The following is a 23,251-nucleotide window of genomic DNA, read 5'->3' as shown; positions in this document are numbered from 1 at the left end:
ACTCGGGCACATCTTGGAGCATTCCAGGAACCTGTGACCCCTGGCCGGGAAATGTAAAAACGATGTTCAGAATCTCACCACCTTTAGCGGATTCAACTTCTTACATTGTCAATTGTAATAAGTGAGCAAATACCTGTAAAATATATATATTCACATATAATCGATAACCTAATGGTTATAAAGGAGCTACTCCATAATGGATTATTTGCAGCTTAAGTATTTTCAAGTGACCTCGAAGTATGAACATGTCACACGTGCCGCGAACGAATTGTTTATCTCACAGCCTGCCTTAAGTAAAATGATTAGAAACCTGGAGACGGAATTGGGTGTGCAGCTATTTGACCGCGAAGGAAAACATATCGTACTGAATGAATATGGAAAGAAATTTCTGAAAAGAGTGAATCAGTCGCTCTCAGCGTTAGAGCAAGGCATATCCGAAGTCAAAGAAATGAAGAATGAAAAGGTAGAGGTAATCACGTTATACGTCGCCGTTGGCTCTATGCTATTACCCAACCTTGTCGGTAAGTTTCGCGATCTCTACCCTCAAATTAGATTCAACCTGACCCAGCACCCTGCGATGGTGAAGAAAGGACTGGCGTACGATTTTGCGATTACGTCCGAAGAGTTGGCAGACAACGAGCATGCGATCCTGCTGGAGGAGGAAATTTTGCTTGGCGTACCAAATTCTCACCCTCTGAGCGCTCAGAACACCGTATTACTGAAAGATCTAGAGCATGAGAAGTTTATCAGCCTTACACCTGGTAATTCGCTTAGGAAAACAACGGACCGCTTTTTTACTCATATCCCTTTTGAACCGAACATCGTCTTTGAAAGTGATGATCCGGCTACGGTAAGAGGGTTGATTCAAACAGGACTTGGCATCTCCTTTATTCCTTCTATCCTGTGGAGGAACGTCGTAACCGAAGACATCAAGCTGCTTCAAATCAGGGAGCCTCGATGTATGCGAACAATCTATCTGTCCTATCCTGCTGGGGAACTGCACACCGATATAGAGAAATCGTTCTTCGAATTCATCATTGGATTTTTCCAGGATATTGCTCAGCATTGACGATTTAGATTCCTTTTGACATAATATCTGCCTTATTGTTTTATCATCCTTCGAATTAGTAGGATCAATATCTTTAGAGTATTTAATTTCTATACATGCTTTGTTTCAATTTTTTTGTTTTTGGTTAAGTCAATGCACATAAATGGGTAACAGCTTCATATGATGGAGCTAAACCATTTACAACTTGTTTAACAGGCAGATTATCTCAGACAGCAAGGAGGGAAATGATGTGAAGACAGTACAATGGCTGGTATTATGTCTTGCTTTTCTCACGATGTTCAGTGCTTGTAGTGAACCCTCGTCCTCTGAAAGTCAATCATCTGAAACTAATTTGTCAAACGGAAAAAAGATAACGCTTACATTGTGGTACTGGAACCGTTCTATTGACGATGAACTACTCGCCCAAGCGGAAAAACAATTTCCCAACATTGAATTAAAAACTCAAAAAATAGGCGGTGACTTCAAAGCCAAACTGAAGACAACGCTCGCAGCACGTTCCGGTGAACCAGACATCGTAGCTCTGAACGATTGGATGGTGGAGCTGTTCCCCAGTGCGGATCGTTTTTATGACTTAAGGGAACTCGGAGCAGACCGCTTAAAGGATCAATATTTGGAATGGAAATGGAATCAGGGGATCACTCCTGATGGTAAAATGATTGCATTTCCCATGGATACAGGACCTACCGCCCTCTTCTACCGAAGTGATCTGTTTGAACAAGCAGGCTTGCCTAGTGATCCTGAAAAGGTTAGTGCCTCCATCCGCACATGGGATGATTACATGGCGGCCGGAGAACAACTTCAGCAGAAATTCGGAAGCCGTTCGTTTTTGGCTGATAATATTGTAAACGTTTACAATCAGGTACTCGCTCAGCATACAAACCTTTACTTCAAGCCGGATGGAAGCTACATCGGCAATCAATCTCCTGACATCCGTCTGGGCTGGAATACCGCTGTGGATTTCCACAGGAAGCATCTGCTCGCCAATGCGGATGGCTGGACTCCCGAATGGAACGCTTCGGTCAATAACGGCAAAATAGCCTCTTTTGTAGGGGCAGTCTGGATGAAGCAAGTTCTCACGGAGGCCGCACCGGATACAGCGGGCAAATGGAGAGTCGCCCGTGCTCCTGGAGGGGACGGTAATCTGGGTGGATCTTTCATTTCTATCCTCAAATCCAGCAAACATCCCAAAGAAGCCTTTGAAGTCCTGACCTGGCTGCAAAACCCGGAACACCAGCTGGATGCCTACCATAAAATCGGGCTGTTCCCGTCCACTCCCGGCGTCTATGACGATCCTATCATGGGGACACCCGAGCCTTTCTTTGGTGGTCAGGCCACCGGGCTCATCTTTGCCGCCTCCGCACGTAATGTCAAAAGCAGCTATTTCGGCGAGCGCTATCCTGTCATCCACGGCATTGTGACCCGTCGCCTTTCCAATGTCGCCAAGCAGGATGCTAATCCCGATGCACTATGGACGGAAACGATGCAACGAATTGAACGGGAATTACAGCGGTAAAAATAAAATTCAAAAAAGGCGTGTGGACCATATGCTGAGAGAAATCTGGAAGCACCGTGCTGTTTATGCTGCGATCTCGCCGTTTTATCTGTTGTTTGGCATCTTTGGATTGTTTCCGATTGGTTTTTCATTATACCTGGCGTTTCACAAATGGGACGGGATCGGAGACATGACCTACAACGGCTGGGGCAACTTTCGCTATCTTGTGACAGATAACGAATTTTGGCAGGCTGTAGGCAACACCTTTGTGATCTGGGTGTATTCAACGATTCCGATGCTATTCTTCGCACTGATTATTGCATTTCTCCTTTATGCACCTTTTGTGAAAATGCGCACCTTATGGAGAGTTGGATTCTTTCTGCCGAACGTGACATCCATTGTGGCTGTCGCCATCATATTTGGTGCCTTATTTGCCAACAATTTCGGATTTCTCAACTACCTTCTGCAACTCTTGGGGCTGCCGATGGTTCAATGGCTGAATGTGCCATGGGGTATCCAAATTGCCATTTCTTCTATGGTCGTATGGAGATGGATGGGCTATAACGCAATCATCTATCTGGCTGGACTCCAGAGTATTCCGCATGTGCTGTATGAGGCTGCGAAAATGGATGGGGCAACCGGAGCGCAAGCTTTTTTCCGCATCACCATCCCCATGCTGCGCCCAGTCATTCTGTTTACGGTCATTACGTCCACCATCGGCGGTATGCAGCTCTTCACCGAGCCACAGGTCCTGGTCGGTAATGACGGCGGTTCCGGGGCAAGTGGCATGACCATCGTTTTATACCTGTACCGCGAGTCGTTCATTAACAACTATTTTGGATATGGTGCAGCCGTCGGATGGGGCATGTTCCTCATCATTGCTCTATTCTCCATCATAAACTGGAAACTCGTTCAAGGTAAAAAATAACGATGGGAAGGAGCTTCACAACATGATGCAGACACGCGCAAAATCCTTTGTTTTATATGCCGGATTGTTGGTGGGAATCATCCTGTCGATGTTTCCATTTTACTGGCTGATCGTCATGGCAACCCGTACCACTTCAGACATCTATCGTTTTCCACCGCAATTGTGGTTTGGCAGCCACTTCTTGGATAACATAACGAGAGTATTACAACAGATTAATTTTGCCGGAGCCTTTTTTAATACCCTTTTTGTAGCTGGTTCTGTTACCCTATTGGTTCTGTTTTTCGATTCACTGGCAGGTTTTGCATTCGCCAAGTTTGATTTTCCGGGCAAAAAAGTGCTATTTATCGTTCTGCTAGCTACGATGATGGTCCCTTCACAACTTTCGCTTGTCCCCTCCTTTGTCATGATGGCCTCCTTTGGATGGGTAGGTACGTTCAAAGCGCTTATCATCCCGGGGATGGTAAATGCCTTCGGCATTTTCTGGATTCGTCAATATGCGGAAGAATCCATTCCAAAGGAGCTGCTGGATGCGGGCCGGATGGACGGATGCAGCTTTTTTCGACTGTACTTGAATGTAGCACTGCCTATTCTACGTCCTGCGTTCGCTTTTCTCGGCGCGTTTACCTTTATAGGAGCCTGGAATGATTATTTATGGCCGCTAATCGTCTTAACGGATGAGCGTAAATTCACGCTCCAGATTGCACTGTCACAATTGAACGGGATTTACAATACGGATTATGCGATGGTCATTGCGGGCACCCTGCTGGCTGTACTGCCACTTATTATTTTGTTTCTTTTCATTAGCCGTCAGTTTATTTCCGATCTTGCCGCCGGAGCGGTCAAAGATTAGATTCACTTGAATTCCCTTATTCATTTCATGTATAATAGTTAATCGTCATTTCAAATAGCTTACATGATGAAGTTAGGTATCCGACAGGCAATCAGGATAAGCGATTTACGATTTGAACATGAACTATGAACTGAGGGGAACTTACCAGATGAACAAATTCACATATTATAACCCCACCAAATTAATTTTTGGAGACAATCAAATTGAAGAACTTCAGCAGGAACTGCTGAATTACGGCAAAAACATTTTGCTGGTATACGGAGGTGGAAGTGTCAAACGAAATGGTCTGTATGACCAGGTATTAGACGCGTTAGAGCCGCTACATCTGAACATTCATGAATTGTCCGGCGTAGAACCGAATCCGCGCTTGTCCACCGTTAAGAAGGGCATCGACATTTGCCGAAACGAAAAAATCGACTTCTTACTTGCAGTAGGCGGTGGAAGCGTTATTGATTGCACCAAAGCCATCGCAGCAGGGGCTGAATATGACGGCGATGTGTGGGATATTATCAACAAAAAGCACATGCCGACCGAGGCTCTGCCATTCGGCACCATCCTCACACTCGCCGCCACCGGTTCAGAAATGAATCCGGATTCTGTTATCACCAACTGGGAAACGAACGAAAAATACGTATGGGGCAGCGCGGTGACACATCCGAAATTCTCGATTCTGGACCCAAAAAACACCTTCTCTGTGCCACGTGATCAGACGGTATATGGCATGGTGGATATGATGAGCCATGTGTTTGAACAATATTTTCACAATGTTAAAAATACACCGTTGCAAGATCGTATGTGCTTTTCCGTGCTGCAAACCGTGATCGAAACTGCACCTAAGCTGCTGGAAGATTTGCACAACTACGAGCATCGTGAAACGATTTTATATGCCGGAACGATTGCCCTTAACGGAACACTGCAAATGGGCTACTTCGGGGACTGGGCTTCGCATACGATTGAACATGCATTATCCGCTGTATATGATATTCCTCATGCTGGCGGTCTGGCGATCCTGTTCCCCAACTGGATGAGACATACGGTGGATCAGGATGCTGCACGCATGAAGCGGCTGATGCTCAGTATGTTTGATTTAGATACCACTGGTAAAACGGATAAGGAAATTGCTTTGGAGGGGATTGATCGCCTGAGTGCATTCTGGACAAGTCTCGGTGCCCCTTCCACCCTGGCCGATTACAATATTAATGATGAGCAATTGGAAAAAGTCGCAATCATTGCAGCCCGTGAAATGGAATACGGAGGCTTTGGTAATTATAAAAAGCTGAATCAAGAAGATATTTTAGCTATTTTACGTGCATCGTTATAACATTTAAAAGGGAGTGTCCTCAAGCCTATGGTGGCTGAGGGCACTCCCTTTTGGAATTTATGAATTAACCGTTTGTCCCTTTTCTTCTACTTGAATAGCTGCCCCTACACTGGCACCTGCAAGAATGCCCTTTTTCTTACTAGAATTCAGAGAATCCATATAGGTTCGGGTTTCTGCAACTACAATTCCTGATAAGCCGAGCAGTGCAATCAGGTTCGGGAAAGCCATCATTGCGTTAAAGATATCTGCCAGCAACCAAATCGCATCCAGTTTAATGAACGCGCCCCCGGCAACCAGTACGATGAACAGATAACGGTATGGCTTAATCCACTTAACCCCAAGCAAGTATTCAACACAGCGTTCCCCGTAGTAGTTCCAGCCAAGCATAGTGGTGAAGGCGAACATAATCAGAATGATTGTGAGCAGTTCTGCCCCCAGCGGGAATGCGCTGGAAAATGCCTGCTGAGTCATCAGGCCCGCATCGGTAGGCCCGCTCCACACACCGCTAACCAGTAGCGTCAACCCGGTCATCACACAAATAACCATCGTATCAATAAACACGCCTGTCATGGAAATTAGCCCTTGCTCCGCAGGCCATTTGGTTTTGGCAGCTGCAGCTGCAATCGGTGCGCTCCCCAATCCGGCCTCATTGGCAAAAATACCTCTGGCTACCCCACTACGCATGGCCAGCATAATCGTAGCTCCGGCAAATCCGCCCGTTGCAGATGTAGTTGAAAATGCCGAATGGAGCACCAGCGCAATTGCGGCAGGAAGTTGGTCAGCAAACCGAATCAGTACGATGAGACAGATCAGTACGTACAAGCCTGTTTTAAAAGGAACGACCTTCGTCGATACCTTGGCAATGCTTTTGAGTCCTCCAATAGTAACCAGTCCTGTAAGGACCGCAATAATCAGTGCCGTTACAATAGGCGGAACGCCAAAACTGTTTTCAGTCGAAGATACAATCGCTTTGACCTGCGGAAACGTTCCAATCCCGAACAACGCTACCAGCATGCCCGAAAAAGCAAACAGCATCGCCAGCGGTTTAAAACGGCGTCCAAGACCTTTCTCAATATAATACATCGGGCCGCCGGAAAATTGTCCATTCCGATCTTTCACCCGGTATTTTACCGCAAGTACACCTTCCGCATATTTCGTCGCCATCCCAAAAAAGGCTGCAACAACCATCCAGAACAAGGCACCCGGCCCGCCCAGCTTAATGGCTGTCGCTACGCCGACAATACTTCCTGTGCCAACTGTAGCCGCCAACGCTGTACTCAAAGCCGCAAAACTACTTACATCCCCGCTGCCTTCATTCGGGGCCTTACCGATCAGCTTGATCGCCAGGGGCAGGCGGAATACCTGCAGCATCTTCAAACGTATGGTCAGCCACAACCCCGTTCCCATGACAAGAATGATGAGAGGCGCCCCCCATATCCAGCTACTAATCGCTTCTAACACATGTACCAAATTCATTTCAACCCGCTCCTCCAGCATATTAGAAAACAAAAAAGAGTCAAATCCGCTGATTCGACTCCTGGAGAGGTTAAAGGCACGAAAAAATACAACCATCTTGTGCAGGTTTTCTGCCACTAATAGCTCATAAAAAAGCCTAGGGCATTCCCTGTCACAGGTTATTCGCGTCTCTGTCCTTTTGCCTGAGAGTTTAAGCAGATGTTCTCTGCGGTGCACCTTCGGCGCCCAATTAAGGGTCTCTCCAGAGTTCTGTCCGTTTACGGTCCCCGCTTGTTGCTGTAATCAGCCTAAGCACCTGAGAGTTTTGCCCCTTCGGTCGGAACTTTCGTTCCATCTCCCGCAAACATCAACCAGACATATGAAATTTTTATTCATTATACAGAAAACTTTCAGCTTATTACAAGTGAAAAGTTTGTGAAGCCCTCTGAAATATTATTATTGTGTCTATCGAAAAAGCGGGTACAGCAGATTGCATCCTTAGGATGTCCTCTGCTATACCCGCCCGAGACAATATGGAATTACAATTCTTCACCATTGGTTGCTATCACATTTTTATACCAGTTAAATGAGTCCTTTTTGGAGCGTTTGAGCGTTCCGTTACCGTCATCATCCAGATCAACGTAAATAAATCCGTAGCGCTTGGACATTTCGGAAGTAGACATGCTCACAAGGTCGATAGGACCCCAGCTGGTGTAGCCAAGCAGATCAACACCGTCGGCAATCGCTTCCTTCATTTGAACAATATGCTGACGCAAGTAATCAATACGATATGTGTCATGCACAGAACCGTCTTCTTCTACCTTATCATAAGCACCCAAGCCATTTTCCACGATGAACAGCGGCTTTTGGTAGCGGTCATATAACGTGTTCAGCGTAACACGCAGACCGATCGGATCAATTTGCCATCCCCAGTCAGAGGACTGTAAATATGGATTTTTCACGCCGCCAATCAGGTTTCCTGCTGCTTTCTCACCTTCTGGACCTGCAGATACGGTCAAGGTCATATAGTAGCTGAATGAGATAAAATCAACCGTATTATTTTTCAATATTTCGGCATCGCCTGGTTCTGTGTGTATTACAACATTATTTTCTTCAAAATAACGATTCATGTAGTTGGAATATTCCCCACGGGCATGCACATCCGTAAAGAACAGGTTCATCTGATTTTCATGCTGGGCTTTCAGTATATCCTCTGGGTTACACGTATGTGGATAGCTTTCCATACGTGCCAGCATACAGCCGATCTGAGCGCCCGGGATGATCTCATGTCCCCGTTTGGTCGCCAGTGCACTAGCTACAAATTGATGATGCAATGCTTGATATATCGCTTGTTGTTTGTTTTCTACACGGTCAATAACCACACCGCCACCGGTGAACGGACTCATGGTCATTACATTGATTTCATTAAAGGTCAGCCAGTATTTTACTTTATCCTTATAGCGCGTAAACACCGTTTCGGCATAATTTACGTAATGCTGTATGACTTCACGTCCCAGCCAGCCATTATACTTCTGCGTCAGACCTAGCGGTGTTTCATAATGTGACAATGTTACCAGCGGCTCAATATTATACTTGCGCAGCTCATCAAATACATTGTCGTAGAATTGCAATCCTGCTTCATTCGGCTCGGCATCATAGCCATTCGGGAAAATCCGCGACCAATGGATGGACATACGGAATACTTTGAAGCCCATTTCAGCGAATAATGCAATATCTTCTTTGTAATGGTGGTAAAAGTCTACCCCTTCACGTTTTGGAAAACGGGCATTGACTTTGCCTGCCAAAATGTCTTCGAGTCGCTCGGACGAAATCTCTATAGCATGATCGTTCTTACGTTCCGCTTTGGGTACATAGGCAATCATGTCTGCGCTGGACAAACCTTTTCCATCTACGTCAAAAGCACCTTCCAATTGGTTGGCTGCCGTTGCCCCGCCCCACAAGAAGTTTTTCGGAAATCCTTTTAGCGTCTTAGTCATAGTATAAAGACCTCTTTCCGTATTTAAGATTTTTATTTTGGCCAAGTAATCCCATCAAGTGCTGCAAATATGAATCCATACCTAACGATAACCGTTCTCCTTTGAAAAGCATTGACAGTTGCTTTAAAATAGACGTAATGCCTTCATAAGCATCCTAATCGTTGTAACGCGTTTCATGTCAAGAATTTATTTTTTTCTTATGTGAGGAGAAGCACCATGTCGAATCTTGATCAAATTGCAAAACTGGCGGGCTTTTCCAAAGCTACGGTATCCAGAGTATTAAATCAGTCCCCCCATGTCAGTCACGAAACAAGAGCTAAGATTTTGAAAATCATGCAGGAATTAGATTATGTTCCTAATCGGAATGCTATTTCTCTATCCAAGGGTCAGACGCTTCAGATCGGTATCATTACTTCAACTATTAATGAAATTGTTCTCGCTTTTCTGGACAGCTTTGTGGAAGTAGCGGGCCAATATGAATTTCAAACCATTATTTATACTTCTGGAGAAAACAAAAAGAAAGAGCTTCAAGCCTTTGAGGATTTAAAAAGAAAAAGAGTCGATGCGCTGGTCATCATTTCCTGCGTGAATGACACTGATTTTTTGAGTACCTATTGCAAATATGGCCCGATCGTTTCGTGGCAACGAATGGAGCATACCGATATTCGCTCCGTCGCTATGGATCAGTATGAAGGATATATGTTAGCACTCAAACATTTGATACAAAAAGGCTATACTCGTATAGCCAATGCTTTTGGTCGTCCGAGCAGCATCAATACCCATAGCAGACAACGAGCCTACGAACAGATCATGAGTGAGCACAATCTGCCAGTGTTGCAACACTGGAATCACTCTTCTATTTATAATATCCGTGATGGCGAACAGGTCGTACGGGATTTGTTACAGCGTCGGGAAGAATTCCCAGAGGCTATTTTATGTGCTAACGATTATGTAGCAGTGGGTATTCTCTGCGAAGCACGCAGACAACGGCTGAACGTACCGGAAGATCTGGCGATTGTCGGATTCGATAACACGGAGCTGGCACATACGATGGGGATTACAACGATTCAAAATCCCATCATGGCTCAAGCACAAAATGCTTTTTTCATGCTTTCTCCTCAGCTGATTGGACGCCAAATGGAGCTTCATTCGCTAGAGTACAGCCTCATTGAACGTACGACCACGTAAGGTAACGATTTACTTGCAAATTAGGCAAAAGGGCCTTGATATGAAATATTTTTTGTCGAATCAGAATAAAATATGTTGAAATCGCTTTTTTTTGTGCTACAATAGCACTATATCGAAGGATTGTGACCGGTGATGCGGGCAATGCCTGAGTTCAATTGAGTGCTATTGCTAACAATAGTGTTGAATTGTGCTTAGGCATTTTTTATTGGTAAAGGATGGGAGGGGGAACTTCAATGATTATTGAGAAGGTGCTCAATAACAACGTCCTATTGACTAAAAACGATAAAGGCAAAGAGGTCATCGTGATGGGAAGAGGTATTTCCTTCAAAAAGGTGGCTGGCGATCAAGTCGATGATGATAAAATAGATAAGATTTTCATGTTAAATGAAAACGAGTTCACGGCTAAATTAACTGAGCTGCTGAACGATATTCCAGTGTCTCATCTGGAGGTCGTGAATGAAATCGTAACCCATGCAACGGAAGTGCTGGATACGGAGTTAAGCGATAATATTTATTTAACGTTGACCGACCATATTCATTTTGCCATACAACGGCAAGAAAAAGGACTGGCACTCCAAAACGCGATGCTGTATGAAATTAAACGCTTTTACAAAAAAGAATTTGCCGTTGGGCTGGATGCTCTCCAAAAAATTGAAAATACGCTCGGAGTAAAATTGGGCGAAGATGAAGCGGGATTTATTGCATTGCATATGGTGAATGCACGGATCGATGGTAACGAAATGAAGTCTACACTGAAAATGACTGAGATTGTCCAACATATCTTGAACATTATTACGTATCATTACGGAATTGTGCTGGATGAGTCTTCTTTTAGCTATTCGAGATTTTTGACACATTTGCAATATTTTGCGATGCGAGTGATTCGCAAAGAAGTCATTCACAGTGGTGAAGAATTTTTGTACAACCAGGTGAAGCAGACGTATACCGAAGCTTTTGCTTGTGCCCAAAAGATCAATGAGTATCTGGAAAAAACATACGATCAATATTTAAGCAAGGATGAATACGTATATCTAACTATCCATATTCATCGGGTAACTGAGCGTAATAACATATAACACTAACAACTTCATATCTCTCATCACTCATGGATTGTGACTGGTAAGGCAGGCAAAACCTAAACTGATGGTGAAATCGACGTTCCTCTATAGGAGAGTGCGTAGTTTTCACCACGAGTTTAGGTTTTTCTTGTTTACAAGTTTAAAAAGGTGCACGCCGGCGCATCTTAGCAACAGATGTAAACAGTAAATCCTATCAGTAGCAAGAATAACCCATAAGGAGTTCTGAACATGAGTGATAAAGAACTATCTAAAAAAATAGTGACCCTCGTTGGTGGCGAAGAGAATGTCAATTCGGTATTCCATTGCGCTACACGCTTGAGATTTAAATTAAATGATCGTACAAAAGCAGACAAAGCCGCACTGGAAGCAACCCCTGGTGTCATTACAGTAGTGGAAAGCAGCGGCCAGTTTCAAGTGGTCATCGGTAACAATGTAGGTCAAGTGTTTGAGCATATGATGGCAGAAACGAATTTGCAGGATGCAGACAATCCTAATGCCACAAGAGAAGAATCTTCTGAAAAAACGAATTTTCTTGGCAAAGCGGTCGATATCATTTCCAGCATTTTTTCTCCCATTCTCGGTGCTCTTGCCGGGGCAGGTTTGCTTAAAGGGCTACTGGCGTTAATTTTATCTTTTCAATGGATTAATGATAAAAGCGGTACGTACCTGATCCTAAGTGCAGCTTCCGACAGTGTTTTCTATTTTCTACCTGTGTTTTTGGCTATTACATCGTCCCGTAAATTTAAGACAAACACCTTTGTATCGGTGGCAATCGCCGGAGCTCTCGTCTATCCAGCAGTTATAGCGGCGGTAAGCAACCCAGAAAGATTGGCGTTTCTAGGTATTCCGATCATTCTGATTAATTACAGTTCCAGTGTCATTCCAATTATTCTCGCGGTCTGGGTTCAGTCCTATGTGGAACGCTGGTTCAATTCCTTTATCCATCAATCGGTTAAAAACATTATCGTGCCGATGCTTTCGCTCCTAGTCGTTATTCCGTTAACATTTCTGGCCTTTGGTCCAGTAGGTAACCTGATCAGTCAGGGCTTGGCAAACGGTTTTACATGGGTATACAACTTGAGCCCACTAATTGCCGGGGCTGTTGCCGGGGCATTCTGGCAAGTGTTTGTTATTTTCGGCGTGCACTGGGGCTTCGTTCCGGTCATGCTGTCGAATATTGCAACATTGGGCTATGACACAATGCTTCCGATGCTTACAGCAGCCGTACTTTCTCAGGCTGGTGCAACATTGGGGGTATTCCTGAAATCCCGGAACACTCAGATGAAGGCTTTGGCAGGTTCCTCTACGCTGGCCGCTATTTTCGGGATTACAGAACCAACAATTTATGGCATAACTTTGAAATTGAAAAAGCCGTTCATTTATGCTTGTATTTCCGGGGCAATCGGCGGGGCGATTATCGCTTCTGGCGGAGCGCACGCACAATCCTTTGCATTACCGGGTCTACTGGCGTTACCGACTTATTTCGGACCTGGATTCTTGTGGGTAGTCATCGGTTTGCTCGTTGCCTTTGTACTCGCAGTTGTATTGGTTATGATTTTGGGCTTTGATGATCCAAAAGAAGAAACTGCAAAAACAGAAGCTGCACCCGTAAAGAAAGAAGTGGCCATCGAGAAAGAAATTCTCGTAAGCCCACTGCAAGGTAAAGTATTGCCTTTGGAACAATCTTCTGATGTTGCTTTTGCTTCAGGTGCTATGGGGAAAGGAATCCTCATTGATCCTACAGAGGGTGTGCTGACATCTCCTGTCAATGGAACGATTACGACAGTATTCCCGACCGGACATGCAATCGGTATTACTTCCAATGACGGAGCAGAAATTCTGATTCACGTGGGTGTTAATACAGTGAAGTTGAAAGGACAATTCTTTGACAAACGCGTCAAGGAAGGCGATATAGTTAAGCAAGGACAACTGTTGCTTGAATTTGATATCGAGCAAATTAAGGCAGCAGGCTATACTACGGCTACGCCGATTATCGTAACAAATTCCGCTCAATACCTGGATGTGTTGAACACAATGGAAACTGAAGTGAAGCGTGAGGATTACTTGTTGACTGTTGTGGTCTAACGTTTAACTTTCAGATTAAAGAAGCTTTCCCCATGGAAAGCTTCTTTTTTTATACATAATGAGACAAGTGTTACAGCGAAAAATGGAAATATCATTTATTGTAAGTGTAAGAATGTAAAAAAAGGAGGATTTCTGTGAAAAAAGGATATATCGCCGGGTTAAGTGTCATTGTGTTGCTTGTCATTGGTATCGCTATTTCAGCTGTAGTTAAATTTCAAGACCTGGAGCAGGTTGTTCAACAAAAAGAAAAAGAAATTCAAGCGAGCAAAAGCAATTACCCAGAAATATATGACCACTTGAATGCGGTTACATTTGATGGTTTTAAGAGTTTGATTCAACAGGATCAAAGTGTATTTGTCTATGTCGGCAGACCGAGTTGTGGCGACTGCAATCGGTTTGAGCCTAACTTTAACAAGATGATCGAACAGTATAATCTAGGCTCTAAAATTACTTTTTTGAACGTTCACAAAATCCATAAGGACAAGCCCCAATGGAATAAATTCAAAGAGGATTACAACGTTAAATACACCCCCACCATTGCAGAATTCAGAAACGGCAAGCTGGTTGATAAAATAGAATGGACGCCTAAAAGAGACCTCAGTACGGACGCTGTAAAAGAGTGGCTGACTTCCAAGAAAATTATTTTATAAGTCTCTTTTCTATTCATTTTATTACAAACACAAAGAACTGTTTATGCAAAAAAGGTATCCATGTGTATAATGCATGAATACCTTTTTTAGGAATGTACAGGTCATCTAAGCTCTAATAAAAAATAGTTCCTACTACTCTTCACTGCCTTCTGATAAACCTCGTTCGTATCTATCAGTCCCTATATTGTAGACACTTCATAGAGTATGGTCGTCAATCGAATCAGGAAATTCATATCGGATAATATCTGTTTCGGATACGATATGTCCGATTTGTGACTCAATGAATTCTAAATCTCCCTCTACTGCCCCTATAAAATGCTTTGTACCGGGTTCTATTACGATGACTTCACCTGGGCTGACTGTCTGTGTCACGCCATTGATAGAGACACTTCCAGTTCCTGAAACTATGGTCCAAACTTCTTTACGGAACTGATGTTCATGATAGCTGATAAATCTCCCGTTCGAAATGACCACGCGTTTGGTCACTGTCTGCAATCCACTTGCCGCCTGCTGATGGGATAATACAGTTTGCTTTCCCCAGAAACGCTCCTCAAAACGCGGGCCGATTTCAATTTCCGCCACCATATCCTTAATTCCTGTTGACGACTGTCGATCCGTAACCAACACGCCATCTGGACCAGCAACGACGATAATGTCTGGAACATTCCAGATGCTAACCGGAATCTCCAGTTCATTGATGATATGCGAGTTATGTGAAGCTTCTGAAATATATCCTGGGCCACTTAGCTTCGAACTTACTTCCCGCACCAACGAATCCCATGTGCCCAAGTCTCTCCACTCTCCATGATATGGAAGCACGGAGAGCTTATGAGTATGCTCTACTACCGCAATATCGAAGCTAGTTTTAGGCAAGTCTGCATAATTTGTCGAAAGAGAATTGTAGTCGGCTGGTAAACCCATTTGCTCCAGAATATCCAACAAAAAGCCCAGTCTAAAAGCAAACACCCCGCAATTCCATAAGGCCCCTTCACGGATCAACGCTTCTGAACGGATCAGATCCGGCTTTTCTACAAATGAACTAACTCTATAATATGGCTGGTCAAGTGAAGAAGAGGATGAAGGCACAATGTATCCGTATTTATCAGATGGCTCCGTTGGAGCAGCCCCCATTAATGCGATATGGCTTCCTGATTGCTCTAATATTGAAGGAAGCCTGCTCAAATGCTCAAAAAATTCATCCCCCGCATATCCGTCCACAGGCATGACCCCTACGATCTCGTCGCGTGATGCGCCTGTAACGTCATGCAAGTAGGCCGTAGCTAGGGAAATGGCCGGGAAGGTATCCCGCTGAGTCGGCTCCTCAATGACTACAGCATCTCCGCCAATTTGCCCCCGGATCAGCTCGGCCTGAGTTCCACTCGTCGAAAAATAGGCCTCATCTGCCAAATTCGCCTCATCTAATTGCCTCCATATTCGTTGCAGCATACTTTCGGGCCGTTCGTCGTGACGTAGTATGGAAAGAAACTGCTTGGGACGGTTCACATTGGATAAGGGCCACAGACGTTTACCCGAACCTCCAGATAATAAAATCATTCGCAAAGATGCAACCTTCTTCCTGTAAATTAATATTTTTCTTACATTATAAGACTGTTCATTTTTCGCATTTCTGCCGAATACATAAGTATGTATTATCGTGGCAAATACATGATTATGCACTGCTATTGTATCTTTGTCTGTACAGGAGATGTCAGTCATGCCCATAAAAATACTCGTCATTGAAGATCAAAAAAGTTTGGCAGATATGATTGCTCTTCATCTTCAGGAGGAAGGCTATCATATCGAGCTTATTTATGACTCTAAACTTGCAATTCCTACACTTATGCGTTTTAAGCCGGATATTATTGTGACCGCTCTGATGTTTTCCGGTAAAGTCGAATGTGCGCTGATCAGCCAAATCCGTCAATTTACCACGGTCCCTATGCTGGTCATCTCTAATAACACCCTGCTGAATATAAGAATAAAGGCTCTGGATGACGGAGCAGATGACTTCTTATGCAAGCCGTTCAGTCTGATAGAGCTAAATGCGCGCATCAAAGCCCTGCTGCGCCGCTGTGGCCCCAACATGCCCATTGAATCGCAAACGGTAACTCAAAAGCTTAAAAAGGTAAGGGTTTGGGTGAATGATTACCGTCATAGCCTGTTAGTCGATGACCAAGAAATAGAAGTCACTCAAATTGAATTTTCCATTATAAAAGAGATGTCCTGCAATCCAGGTAAAGTCTTTACCCGCAGCGAGCTGATGGATCGGATCAAAGGCGGAGATGGCGCTTATCTGGATCGTACCATCGACGTACATATTTCCAGCCTTCGCAAAAAAATAGAACGTGACCCTAAAAATCCTCAGCATATCCGTACCGTCTGGGGCAGAGGCTACAAATATGAGATGTAGCCGTATCATGGCTACCCATTTCCCCACTGAGCAGCTTGCTTTTTATGGAAGATTTCGCTTCTTCCATCGCCGATAAGGAAGAAAACAAGCTGCTCCACCCAGTATCCCTATGAGGAACAGTACCCAGCCGAAACGGTAGGCGGAAGCCAGAATAACGACGACTTTCCCGTTCCCGTTACCATTGGTAATGAATCCGGTAGTCACTCCATTGACGGACAGACGGGCTCGCTGATTTTCGCTACCCAGCCTGAACTCCCACAGTGGATTGGGTGATTCGGTCTCCCGGATCAGCACCTGCTCATGCGTTGGATTATATAGCGTAAAACTGCGTTCCATGGAATTTTCACGAGTAGCCTGAATGCTTTCCGAAGCATGTGGAGCCATAAAAAAGGTATCCATATCCGTTCCCTCAAACAACGTAAACTGATCCACTGTAATCATGGCTTGATAAGGGATGATGGAATATTGCTTCATTTGAAATAAGCCTGACTGCTTCTTGTGCGCATGCGCCAAAATCTGAAACTGCATCAAGGCAGTTCCTGCCGGAGCCTTCACTATTTGATCATAATGATTCCATTGTTCCTTATCTCTCTCCTCCACCTCATCAATATAGGAGGTTTGGAGAACCTGGGACGCTTTATTCAAAAAAATGACCTTCATATGCCGACTTCCAATTTGTTCTGATCGCGCATCTAACTGAACGGCATACTCTTGCAGCGGCTCTGCCTTCATTTTCTTGGACGCATAAATATTCCAGTCACAGGAATAGCTAGGTGCGTAACGGATAGACAATCCTGTGTCCTTGATTGACAGATTCGTCTGCCCAGGTCGAATATCCGCCACACATCCGACATCCGTCGTGCTCAATGATTCCTTCGTATCCTCCCCCGGCATCACCGTCACTTCCTGCGCAGCCATTCGATGAATATCTCCAAAACGGCTCAATGACGGCACCTGACTATTCAGCACAAGGGTTAAGCGATACTTCCCCTTGGTTAGGAACAGATTTTTAAATTCGACTCGGCCGTAGTCATTCAGCAGACCGGGAATCTGTATGATTTTCTTGGAAAAACCATCCTGATTGGGCACCGTTTCAATAACCTGCTTTTCGGATAAAGAGGTAGTAGGTAACCGCTTATAAGACTCCCCTGTATGAATCGTTCTGGTCAACACCTCTCCGGTCTCTTCATTCGTCCACTTCATCGTTAATGACCCCTGGTACCCAGCGGGGAGATTAGCCAAAATAGCTGTGGCATAGGTTCCCGTTTTGGCGACTTCCACATCCCTGCTTAACGTCCCCTTCTGATAGCTGATCCCCCGCCCCATACTAAGTCTTGGTAAAGCACGTTCCGTCTGCACATTCCCTTCGGCGTTAAAATCGTTCTCTGCCTCCAAGGTGAAAAAGAGCTTGCCCCGCTTCAATGCCTGCTCCACGGGAAAAGATAGCTGATCTAGCTGGTCTGTAGGCACAATCGCAAATTGATTGATCGCATTAAAGCCTTGCAGGTTATTAACCGTGACTGGAGTATCTCCTTTGGGAAAAACATGTTCTCCCAGGTCCACCCATTGAAATTGGTTTAAACCATCATCCTGAGTCTTGATACTAACCTCTTTGTCCGGCAGTGTGACTTGTAATTTCCCGCCTGCCTTATTCATAAACACTCTGGCATATACATGCGAGGTTTGAGGTTGATCCAGTTTTTTGTGCATCGTAAACGTGTTAGGCTTGCTATATTGCCCCAAATCACGCAGCTGGATATCATGAATCCACCAGTAATTTTTTTGCTGTGGACGCTGTAGGGTTAACAAATCCATTCGCATCCAATAGCTGCCGGGCGGCGACACGTATTCCCCGTAAAATTTCACACTGTCAAAATTATATCCCTCCGAAGGCGCCACGACATAGCTAACCCCCAGTTCACGCATTTGCTTATCGTAAAATCTCATTTTCACATGCATTTTGTTCGTCCCGCGGCCAGAAACAGTGATTTGGAACTGATACGGATTATTTTCCTTGGCTTCCAGCAAACCCGATCTAGCGACCTGCCATATATTACTCGGGTCTCCCTTCATAATTTCGCCGTGCAGAGTTGGCACATCATTCAATTCCTCACGGGGATTAGCCTGCACACTGAACAACTGCGGATTATCCGGCTTGAAGAAGGTTTCGGTCCGCAACATGGAATCAAAGTCTACGACCGTCTTCCCTTCGATGCTGCTCATCTGATACGGGGCCACATCCAGCTTCTTACTGGCAAAGGTGACCGCAATCCCTGCATCCATTTCCATATCGAACGGAAAGTTCCGTATATTTTGGGAGGATAAATACCATAACCAATCGTTGGTCGAGGCAAAGGTTTTGGACCATTTTAAAAAGGCATTACCATCCTCAATGGCATCAAAAGGCCGTAAGTAATCCTCTGCTGGAAGCTGTGACAACAGCAAGTCATTAAAGGACGCCGCTTCCACATAATCCCCTTTGTTAATCGTCTGGATGGTTTTTAGCTCAGGCCTTAGCGCACTGAACAGCACTCCAAAGCGGTTAAAATCAAAACCAGGCAGATGACTGTAGCTCTCCAGTCGGCTAAAACCGTAAGGTGTTACAATTTTACTCGCAAGGATGTTCATATAGGGCGGTGTCTGATCGAGATTGAATATGGAAAATAGCCCGTTTTGGTACGTACGTTTCAACCCGGTCTGACCTTCCAGCTGAGACAGGTGGAAATCCTGCCGCTTCTCCTGCCCCACATATTCATCATGATAGACCAACTGGTTGACCCCAAAGGTAGAGAACAGCCAGCCTAATCGGGAGCTTAATCCGTTGTCCATAACATACTGCAGAAAATTCATATAGTATGTAATGCCGGGATCATTCCCCTCATGATGAAAGATCGTATTTTTAGGAGAAGAGTATACCTGAAAATCTCCGGTTGCCTTTTCGTTTGCGGTCTTCCCTTTATTCCATTTGGGCGTGGCTACTCCGTTATAGCTCTGAATCATATTGTCAGCAATCGGAAAGTATAATGCCTTGCTATCGAAACGATCGGGGTCAGTCAGCTTTTCAGCCATTTGACTATAAGCCTCCGGCACTTGTACCGGCTTGTAGTACCCCTCAATAAACTGAGTACGCAAGGGAGCAAAATATACCCCGAGGCACAAGACAACGATAACTACCGCCAGCCTTTTATATACACGCTGCAACGGGGATGATCCGAACCATTCCATAAATTGAATGACACCAAAGGTCAGCAACACCCCGAAATTAAGGGCAATCAGTCCAATAAATTTGTTAGGATCACGGAAAACCGAACCAATCACAGGGGTTTTCGTAACCAAAATGACAAACCACTTGGCAATGGATGGGAACGTCGTCCCGGTAGCTGCAACCAGAAACAGCAGCGTAAGTAGCGAGAAGATCAGAATAATCGGATTTTTATGTGAACGTGTCACCATTGCATACCCGATCAATAGCAACAAAAATCCTCCTCCTACATAAAACATGCTAGGCAGTGAGGAAAAGGAAAACATAGGCCACCAATAGCTCAGTAAATAACCTACGTTATATAAACTGCTGTTGCGGCTGAACAGAGATAACGTATCCACGACATTGATATTATGCTGAGACGCTTGAGCGTCCATCAACATGCTACCGACATATAGAGACAACCAATAAAAACTGAGCAGACCGAAAAACACGCCAAAAATGATCCCTTTACGCAAAAAATTGCCGTATAACGGCTGCAAATAGCTGCGACCAGCCTTACGGTGGGTCCAGGTTAGTTTGATCAATAGCAACAAGGTGAACAATCCCAAATAAATCATGCCGAAGAAAAAATAATGAATGGCCGCAGCACTAACGGTGAATACCGCAGCCAACAGGAACAGGTCGATCCAGTTTCGCTGATACAACTTGTGGGGATGATAGTTTTTAATTTGTTGAATTTGAAACTTGGGGTCCACCGCACTGAAAAAGAATCGCAGCATTAACGGAAACAAGCTATATCCACAGAGCAAATAAATATGCTGAATGCGGAAAATAACCCATGGATTCAGCGCATAAAACAACGAGCCGGCCATGATGGCAAAAATACGTGTTTTCGTAAAGCTTGGTGAATAATACACGCTAACCAGACGCTTGGCAAAGGCATACATCGAAAATGCCGAAACAAATAACAAGCCTGTAATAAACGACTTGAGCAAGACCGGGCCGCTTTCGTCAAATAAGAGTGACAGTCCATAGAAGGGCAAGATGTACAGGATACGTGGAGCATTGAACAAGGTCGAGGTAGACCATCGCTCGTTCCATACCCCGGTTATTTCCTCCAGATACCGATGAGAGGTGGCTCCAAAAGCAATGTCGCTAAACACAATTTGCCCTGGTCCATAGATGGGTGCAAGATATGCAACAATCGCAATCAGCATCAACATCATTGCCGCCATATCGTAGCGGTAGCGAAATATCCATTTTTTCATGCTTGTCCCCCTCTCTTGAACTTCTCGTATATCTGTCGGTTATCTTGGGCCTATCTTCTCAAACGAACGATTGCCTGCAAGCCCTGATCGGTATTACGCAGCTTTAAACGACCGCCTATGGTCTTCAGGTATGCATCCATATGATACAGGCTGAACGCATGCTCCTGCGAGTTTTGGGAATAGTCTGGCTGGAAATAGCTCCAACGCATTTTATCATCAATCCCGCCGCCCGTGTCTTCAATGTTAATAATAATTTCTCCTTCTTCCAGCCGTGAGCTAACCTTAAGCACTTGAGATTGCCGCTTGGACCGCAGACCTGTTCGGCTCTTTTCCTGATCCTCAGGCTGCTCTCCACCTTGGCCCATGGCCTGAACTGCATTTTCCAGCAGCCCCTGAATCGTTTTGTACAGCATGGGTGCTTGTGCTGCAATCGATGGAACAGGCTCTTGCCGCAAGATCACTTGAATGTTCTTCATGTTCAATGAGCGGTTCGCCCATTTCAGCGACTCAGACAATACTTCATTCATATCTGTAAAGCTAATTCCACTATTATCATGCATCTTCTCTTCCAGCTCATCGCGCAAGCTACGGACTCCTGTCAGTAACTCTCCCAATGAGGATTCCTGTCTGAGACGACCCTGGATGAAATTTTCATTCAACTCGCGAAAATACTCCAGTTCCTCATGAGAGGCTCCTTTTCCCTGACTCGAAGCCGCTTCAAAGCGGTTTGCTAGATCATGATAAAATCCCAGCAGTTTCAAATCGTCGCCGCCCGTGAGACGGCTAGTCTGCTCTTGCAACTCTTGCAGCTGCTGCTCAATCGTCTGCATTAACGGCAAATAATACGTGTCCTGCTGCTGACGCATATCTTCATCTCGCCGTTGGTCACGCACCTGATTGTTCACGATGGCATCCTTTACAATCCGTTTGCGGAACTGTACGAGCATGGCCCACAAAATGAACAATATCAGAACCATGACCATCCATAACTGTTTGCGAAAGGAGCTGATTCGCTGAGCTGTATCCTCACTGACATCCTTAACCGATATGTAAAGGGCCTCTTCCCCAATGCGGCTGAATCCTATTCCGTGTTTCTCTCCGCCATCTTCGATGATACCTGTATTGCCCTCCAGCAGCCTACGGGTTACGCCCGTGATGTCCGTTCGGTTAATATCCGAAGTACTTCGGGAAGCTACGACCTTAAATTGACCATTATAAAATAAAGTCTCATGCTGGTTAACCGGTTTACTTTTAATAATCCCACTGAGCATATCAGCGTCAACCGTGCGCACCATAAAACCGCCCATCTGCGCTCCTTGAATCCTGCATGCTATATACTGGGCAGGCTGATGATCCTCTGTCACAAAAGAGCTTACTGCACAACCATTTTGCAGCCATTTAATCTGCTGGACCGCACTTTTCATCTCACGATTGTCTCGTCCGACCATCACATGATACTGCTCATCCAGCACATAAAAGGCCCCGCTTTCACGCTTAAACCCCTCAGGATACTGACGTGTTCCCTGATTCAGCATATCTCTGCCCAGACTGGACGACAGCTCCTTCAGTTCAGCCTGCCATGCGCCATAACGCTCGGTTATGCTGCTGGAAAGTTCCTGTACCTCATACTGGAGCTGCTCGTTCTGAATCTCCGCCAAGTGACCACTGAATTGCCGCACAACAAACCATTGAAGCACAGCGGCCAAGAACACTGTCACACCCAGAACGATCAGGTACAGAATCAGCTTTTGCCAACCTGGTTTCAACAAAGCCCATTGTTTCATGCTTCCCTGTCCCCTCCATTTTGTTCAAGACGGCTCAAAATAGCCTGCATCAGGCATTCCAGCTCGTAGCTGACCAGCGGTAGCCGTGCGCATAGCAACCGGGGAGTGCGGCGCTGGAGGGCAGCAAACTTCGCAGCGGTTTCCGTTGCCCCGTCCGTCAGTAGGATCAACTCGCATGTTTTTGCGATGTATAAGCGATCCAGCTCTTCCTCGCCGTATTCTCGCAGATCAACAACGTAAATATCATGACGATCGTCCATATGCTGAAGTGCGCTGGAGACAGCCAGGGTCACCCCTGTATGCCGTGCAGCATGATACTGATGAAGGAGACGCATACCTTTTTCCCAGAGGGCATGTTCAGCCGAATCAAATCGTTCACAAAAAAGACGCAACGCCCGTTCTGTATTGACATCTTTCAAAAATGCCAAAACGCTGATATTATACATGTAGTTCCTCATTTCTTACTTCCT

General features: G+C 45.1%; 16 protein-coding genes and 2 riboswitches. Of the genes, 10 read left to right on the top strand and 6 right to left on the bottom strand.

Annotation, left to right across the window (positions count from 1 at the left end; all coding sequences use genetic code 11):
* Positions 1–196 precede the first annotated feature (196 nt).
* The 5 genes from C1T21_RS24740 to C1T21_RS24720 all read left to right on the top strand — a co-directional run bounded on the left by C1T21_RS24740 (position 197) and on the right by C1T21_RS24720 (position 5,660).
* Complete coding sequence (locus C1T21_RS24740) at positions 197–1,069, top strand: LysR family transcriptional regulator (RefSeq protein WP_103050137.1); 873 nt, start codon at positions 197–199, stop codon at positions 1,067–1,069.
* A gap of 229 nt (positions 1,070–1,298) precedes the next feature.
* On the top strand, positions 1,299–2,582 hold the full coding sequence (locus C1T21_RS24735; protein WP_103050136.1) for an ABC transporter substrate-binding protein: 1,284 nt from the start codon (positions 1,299–1,301) through the stop codon (positions 2,580–2,582).
* A 31-nt stretch (positions 2,583–2,613) separates the two neighbouring features.
* Positions 2,614–3,489 (top strand): carbohydrate ABC transporter permease, encoded by an 876-nt coding sequence (locus C1T21_RS24730; RefSeq protein WP_103050185.1) that lies wholly within the window; start codon positions 2,614–2,616, stop codon positions 3,487–3,489.
* 22 nt (positions 3,490–3,511) lie between these two features.
* Complete coding sequence (locus C1T21_RS24725; RefSeq protein ID WP_023989996.1) at positions 3,512–4,339, top strand: carbohydrate ABC transporter permease; 828 nt, start codon at positions 3,512–3,514, stop codon at positions 4,337–4,339.
* A gap of 148 nt (positions 4,340–4,487) precedes the next feature.
* Positions 4,488–5,660 carry an iron-containing alcohol dehydrogenase gene (locus C1T21_RS24720; RefSeq protein ID WP_103050135.1) on the top strand — a complete coding sequence of 391 codons (1,173 nt, stop codon included), beginning with the start codon at positions 4,488–4,490 and terminating at the stop codon, positions 5,658–5,660.
* Between the two features lie 57 nt (positions 5,661–5,717).
* Here the strand turns inward: C1T21_RS24720 and C1T21_RS24715 are convergent, their stop codons facing one another.
* On the bottom strand, positions 5,718–7,136 hold the full coding sequence (locus tag C1T21_RS24715) for an alanine/glycine:cation symporter family protein (protein ID WP_308411663.1): 1,419 nt from the start codon (positions 7,134–7,136) through the stop codon (positions 5,718–5,720).
* Between the two features lie 160 nt (positions 7,137–7,296).
* A riboswitch (glycine riboswitch) is annotated at positions 7,297–7,391 on the bottom strand.
* An 18-nt stretch (positions 7,392–7,409) separates the two neighbouring features.
* A riboswitch (glycine riboswitch) is annotated at positions 7,410–7,486 on the bottom strand.
* A gap of 168 nt (positions 7,487–7,654) precedes the next feature.
* Positions 7,655–9,112: a glycoside hydrolase family 1 protein gene (locus C1T21_RS24710; RefSeq protein WP_103050134.1), complete on the bottom strand. Its 1,458-nt coding sequence runs from the start codon at positions 9,110–9,112 to the stop codon at positions 7,655–7,657.
* Between the two features lie 216 nt (positions 9,113–9,328).
* On the opposite strand from C1T21_RS24710, the gene C1T21_RS24705 reads away from it, so the two are divergent.
* From C1T21_RS24705 to C1T21_RS24690, 4 genes are all read left to right on the top strand, one after another.
* Positions 9,329–10,300 (top strand): LacI family DNA-binding transcriptional regulator, encoded by a 972-nt coding sequence (locus C1T21_RS24705; RefSeq protein WP_103050133.1) that lies wholly within the window; start codon positions 9,329–9,331, stop codon positions 10,298–10,300.
* Between the two features lie 233 nt (positions 10,301–10,533).
* Positions 10,534–11,376 (top strand): BglG family transcription antiterminator LicT, encoded by an 843-nt coding sequence (gene licT, locus C1T21_RS24700; RefSeq protein ID WP_023990001.1) that lies wholly within the window; start codon positions 10,534–10,536, stop codon positions 11,374–11,376.
* A gap of 231 nt (positions 11,377–11,607) precedes the next feature.
* Entirely contained in the window at positions 11,608–13,464 is a 1,857-nt protein-coding gene (locus tag C1T21_RS24695) for a beta-glucoside-specific PTS transporter subunit IIABC (protein ID WP_103050132.1), read from the top strand.
* Positions 13,465–13,598: 134 nt separating this feature from the next.
* A complete protein-coding gene (locus tag C1T21_RS24690) occupies positions 13,599–14,114 on the top strand; it encodes a thioredoxin family protein (protein WP_103050131.1) in 516 nt (171 codons plus the stop codon).
* A 195-nt stretch (positions 14,115–14,309) separates the two neighbouring features.
* Here the strand turns inward: C1T21_RS24690 and C1T21_RS24685 are convergent, their stop codons facing one another.
* Positions 14,310–15,668 carry a sugar phosphate nucleotidyltransferase gene (locus C1T21_RS24685; protein ID WP_103050183.1) on the bottom strand — a complete coding sequence of 453 codons (1,359 nt, stop codon included), beginning with the start codon at positions 15,666–15,668 and terminating at the stop codon, positions 14,310–14,312.
* Positions 15,669–15,828: 160 nt separating this feature from the next.
* Between C1T21_RS24685 and C1T21_RS24680 the strand changes: the two genes are divergently transcribed.
* Complete coding sequence (locus C1T21_RS24680) at positions 15,829–16,524, top strand: response regulator transcription factor (RefSeq protein ID WP_103050130.1); 696 nt, start codon at positions 15,829–15,831, stop codon at positions 16,522–16,524.
* A gap of 42 nt (positions 16,525–16,566) precedes the next feature.
* Here the strand turns inward: C1T21_RS24680 and C1T21_RS24675 are convergent, their stop codons facing one another.
* From C1T21_RS24675 to C1T21_RS24665, 3 genes are read right to left on the bottom strand one after another with little or no spacing between them, the layout of a single operon-like run.
* A complete protein-coding gene (locus tag C1T21_RS24675) occupies positions 16,567–20,997 on the bottom strand; it encodes a hypothetical protein (protein WP_103050129.1) in 4,431 nt (1,476 codons plus the stop codon).
* 50 nt (positions 20,998–21,047) lie between these two features.
* Positions 21,048–22,781, bottom strand: coding sequence for an ATP-binding protein (locus tag C1T21_RS24670; protein WP_103050128.1), 1,734 nt, complete (start codon positions 22,779–22,781; stop codon positions 21,048–21,050).
* Positions 22,778–23,227, bottom strand: a complete 450-nt coding sequence (locus C1T21_RS24665; RefSeq protein ID WP_103050127.1) for a hypothetical protein — start codon at positions 23,225–23,227, stop codon at positions 22,778–22,780. The genes C1T21_RS24670 and C1T21_RS24665 overlap by 4 nt, the downstream gene beginning before the upstream one ends.
* Positions 23,228–23,251 lie beyond the last annotated feature (24 nt).

The sequence above is a fragment of the Paenibacillus sp. F4 genome (assembly GCF_002894905.1).
In the GTDB taxonomy this organism is placed as follows: domain Bacteria; phylum Bacillota; class Bacilli; order Paenibacillales; family Paenibacillaceae; genus Paenibacillus; species Paenibacillus polymyxa_B.
This window is presented reverse-complemented; position numbering and strand designations above follow the sequence as displayed.

What these genes read in the sequence shown, in the direction of transcription:
- licT (WP_023990001.1), top strand. Translation starts at nt 10,534, where the DNA reads ATGATTATTGAGAAGGTGCTCAATAACAACGTCCTATTGACTAAAAAC.
- C1T21_RS24720 (WP_103050135.1), top strand. Translation starts at nt 4,488, where the DNA reads ATGAACAAATTCACATATTATAACCCCACCAAATTAATTTTTGGAGAC.
- C1T21_RS24675 (WP_103050129.1), bottom strand. Translation starts at nt 20,997, where the DNA reads ATGAAAAAATGGATATTTCGCTACCGCTACGATATGGCGGCAATGATG.
- C1T21_RS24705 (WP_103050133.1), top strand. Translation starts at nt 9,329, where the DNA reads ATGTCGAATCTTGATCAAATTGCAAAACTGGCGGGCTTTTCCAAAGCT.
- C1T21_RS24715 (WP_308411663.1), bottom strand. Translation starts at nt 7,136, where the DNA reads ATGAATTTGGTACATGTGTTAGAAGCGATTAGTAGCTGGATATGGGGG.
- C1T21_RS24665 (WP_103050127.1), bottom strand. Translation starts at nt 23,227, where the DNA reads ATGTATAATATCAGCGTTTTGGCATTTTTGAAAGATGTCAATACAGAA.
- C1T21_RS24695 (WP_103050132.1), top strand. Translation starts at nt 11,608, where the DNA reads ATGAGTGATAAAGAACTATCTAAAAAAATAGTGACCCTCGTTGGTGGC.
- C1T21_RS24725 (WP_023989996.1), top strand. Translation starts at nt 3,512, where the DNA reads ATGATGCAGACACGCGCAAAATCCTTTGTTTTATATGCCGGATTGTTG.
- C1T21_RS24680 (WP_103050130.1), top strand. Translation starts at nt 15,829, where the DNA reads ATGCCCATAAAAATACTCGTCATTGAAGATCAAAAAAGTTTGGCAGAT.
- C1T21_RS24710 (WP_103050134.1), bottom strand. Translation starts at nt 9,112, where the DNA reads ATGACTAAGACGCTAAAAGGATTTCCGAAAAACTTCTTGTGGGGCGGG.
- C1T21_RS24670 (WP_103050128.1), bottom strand. Translation starts at nt 22,781, where the DNA reads ATGAAACAATGGGCTTTGTTGAAACCAGGTTGGCAAAAGCTGATTCTG.
- C1T21_RS24685 (WP_103050183.1), bottom strand. Translation starts at nt 15,668, where the DNA reads ATGATTTTATTATCTGGAGGTTCGGGTAAACGTCTGTGGCCCTTATCC.
- C1T21_RS24730 (WP_103050185.1), top strand. Translation starts at nt 2,614, where the DNA reads ATGCTGAGAGAAATCTGGAAGCACCGTGCTGTTTATGCTGCGATCTCG.
- C1T21_RS24740 (WP_103050137.1), top strand. Translation starts at nt 197, where the DNA reads ATGGATTATTTGCAGCTTAAGTATTTTCAAGTGACCTCGAAGTATGAA.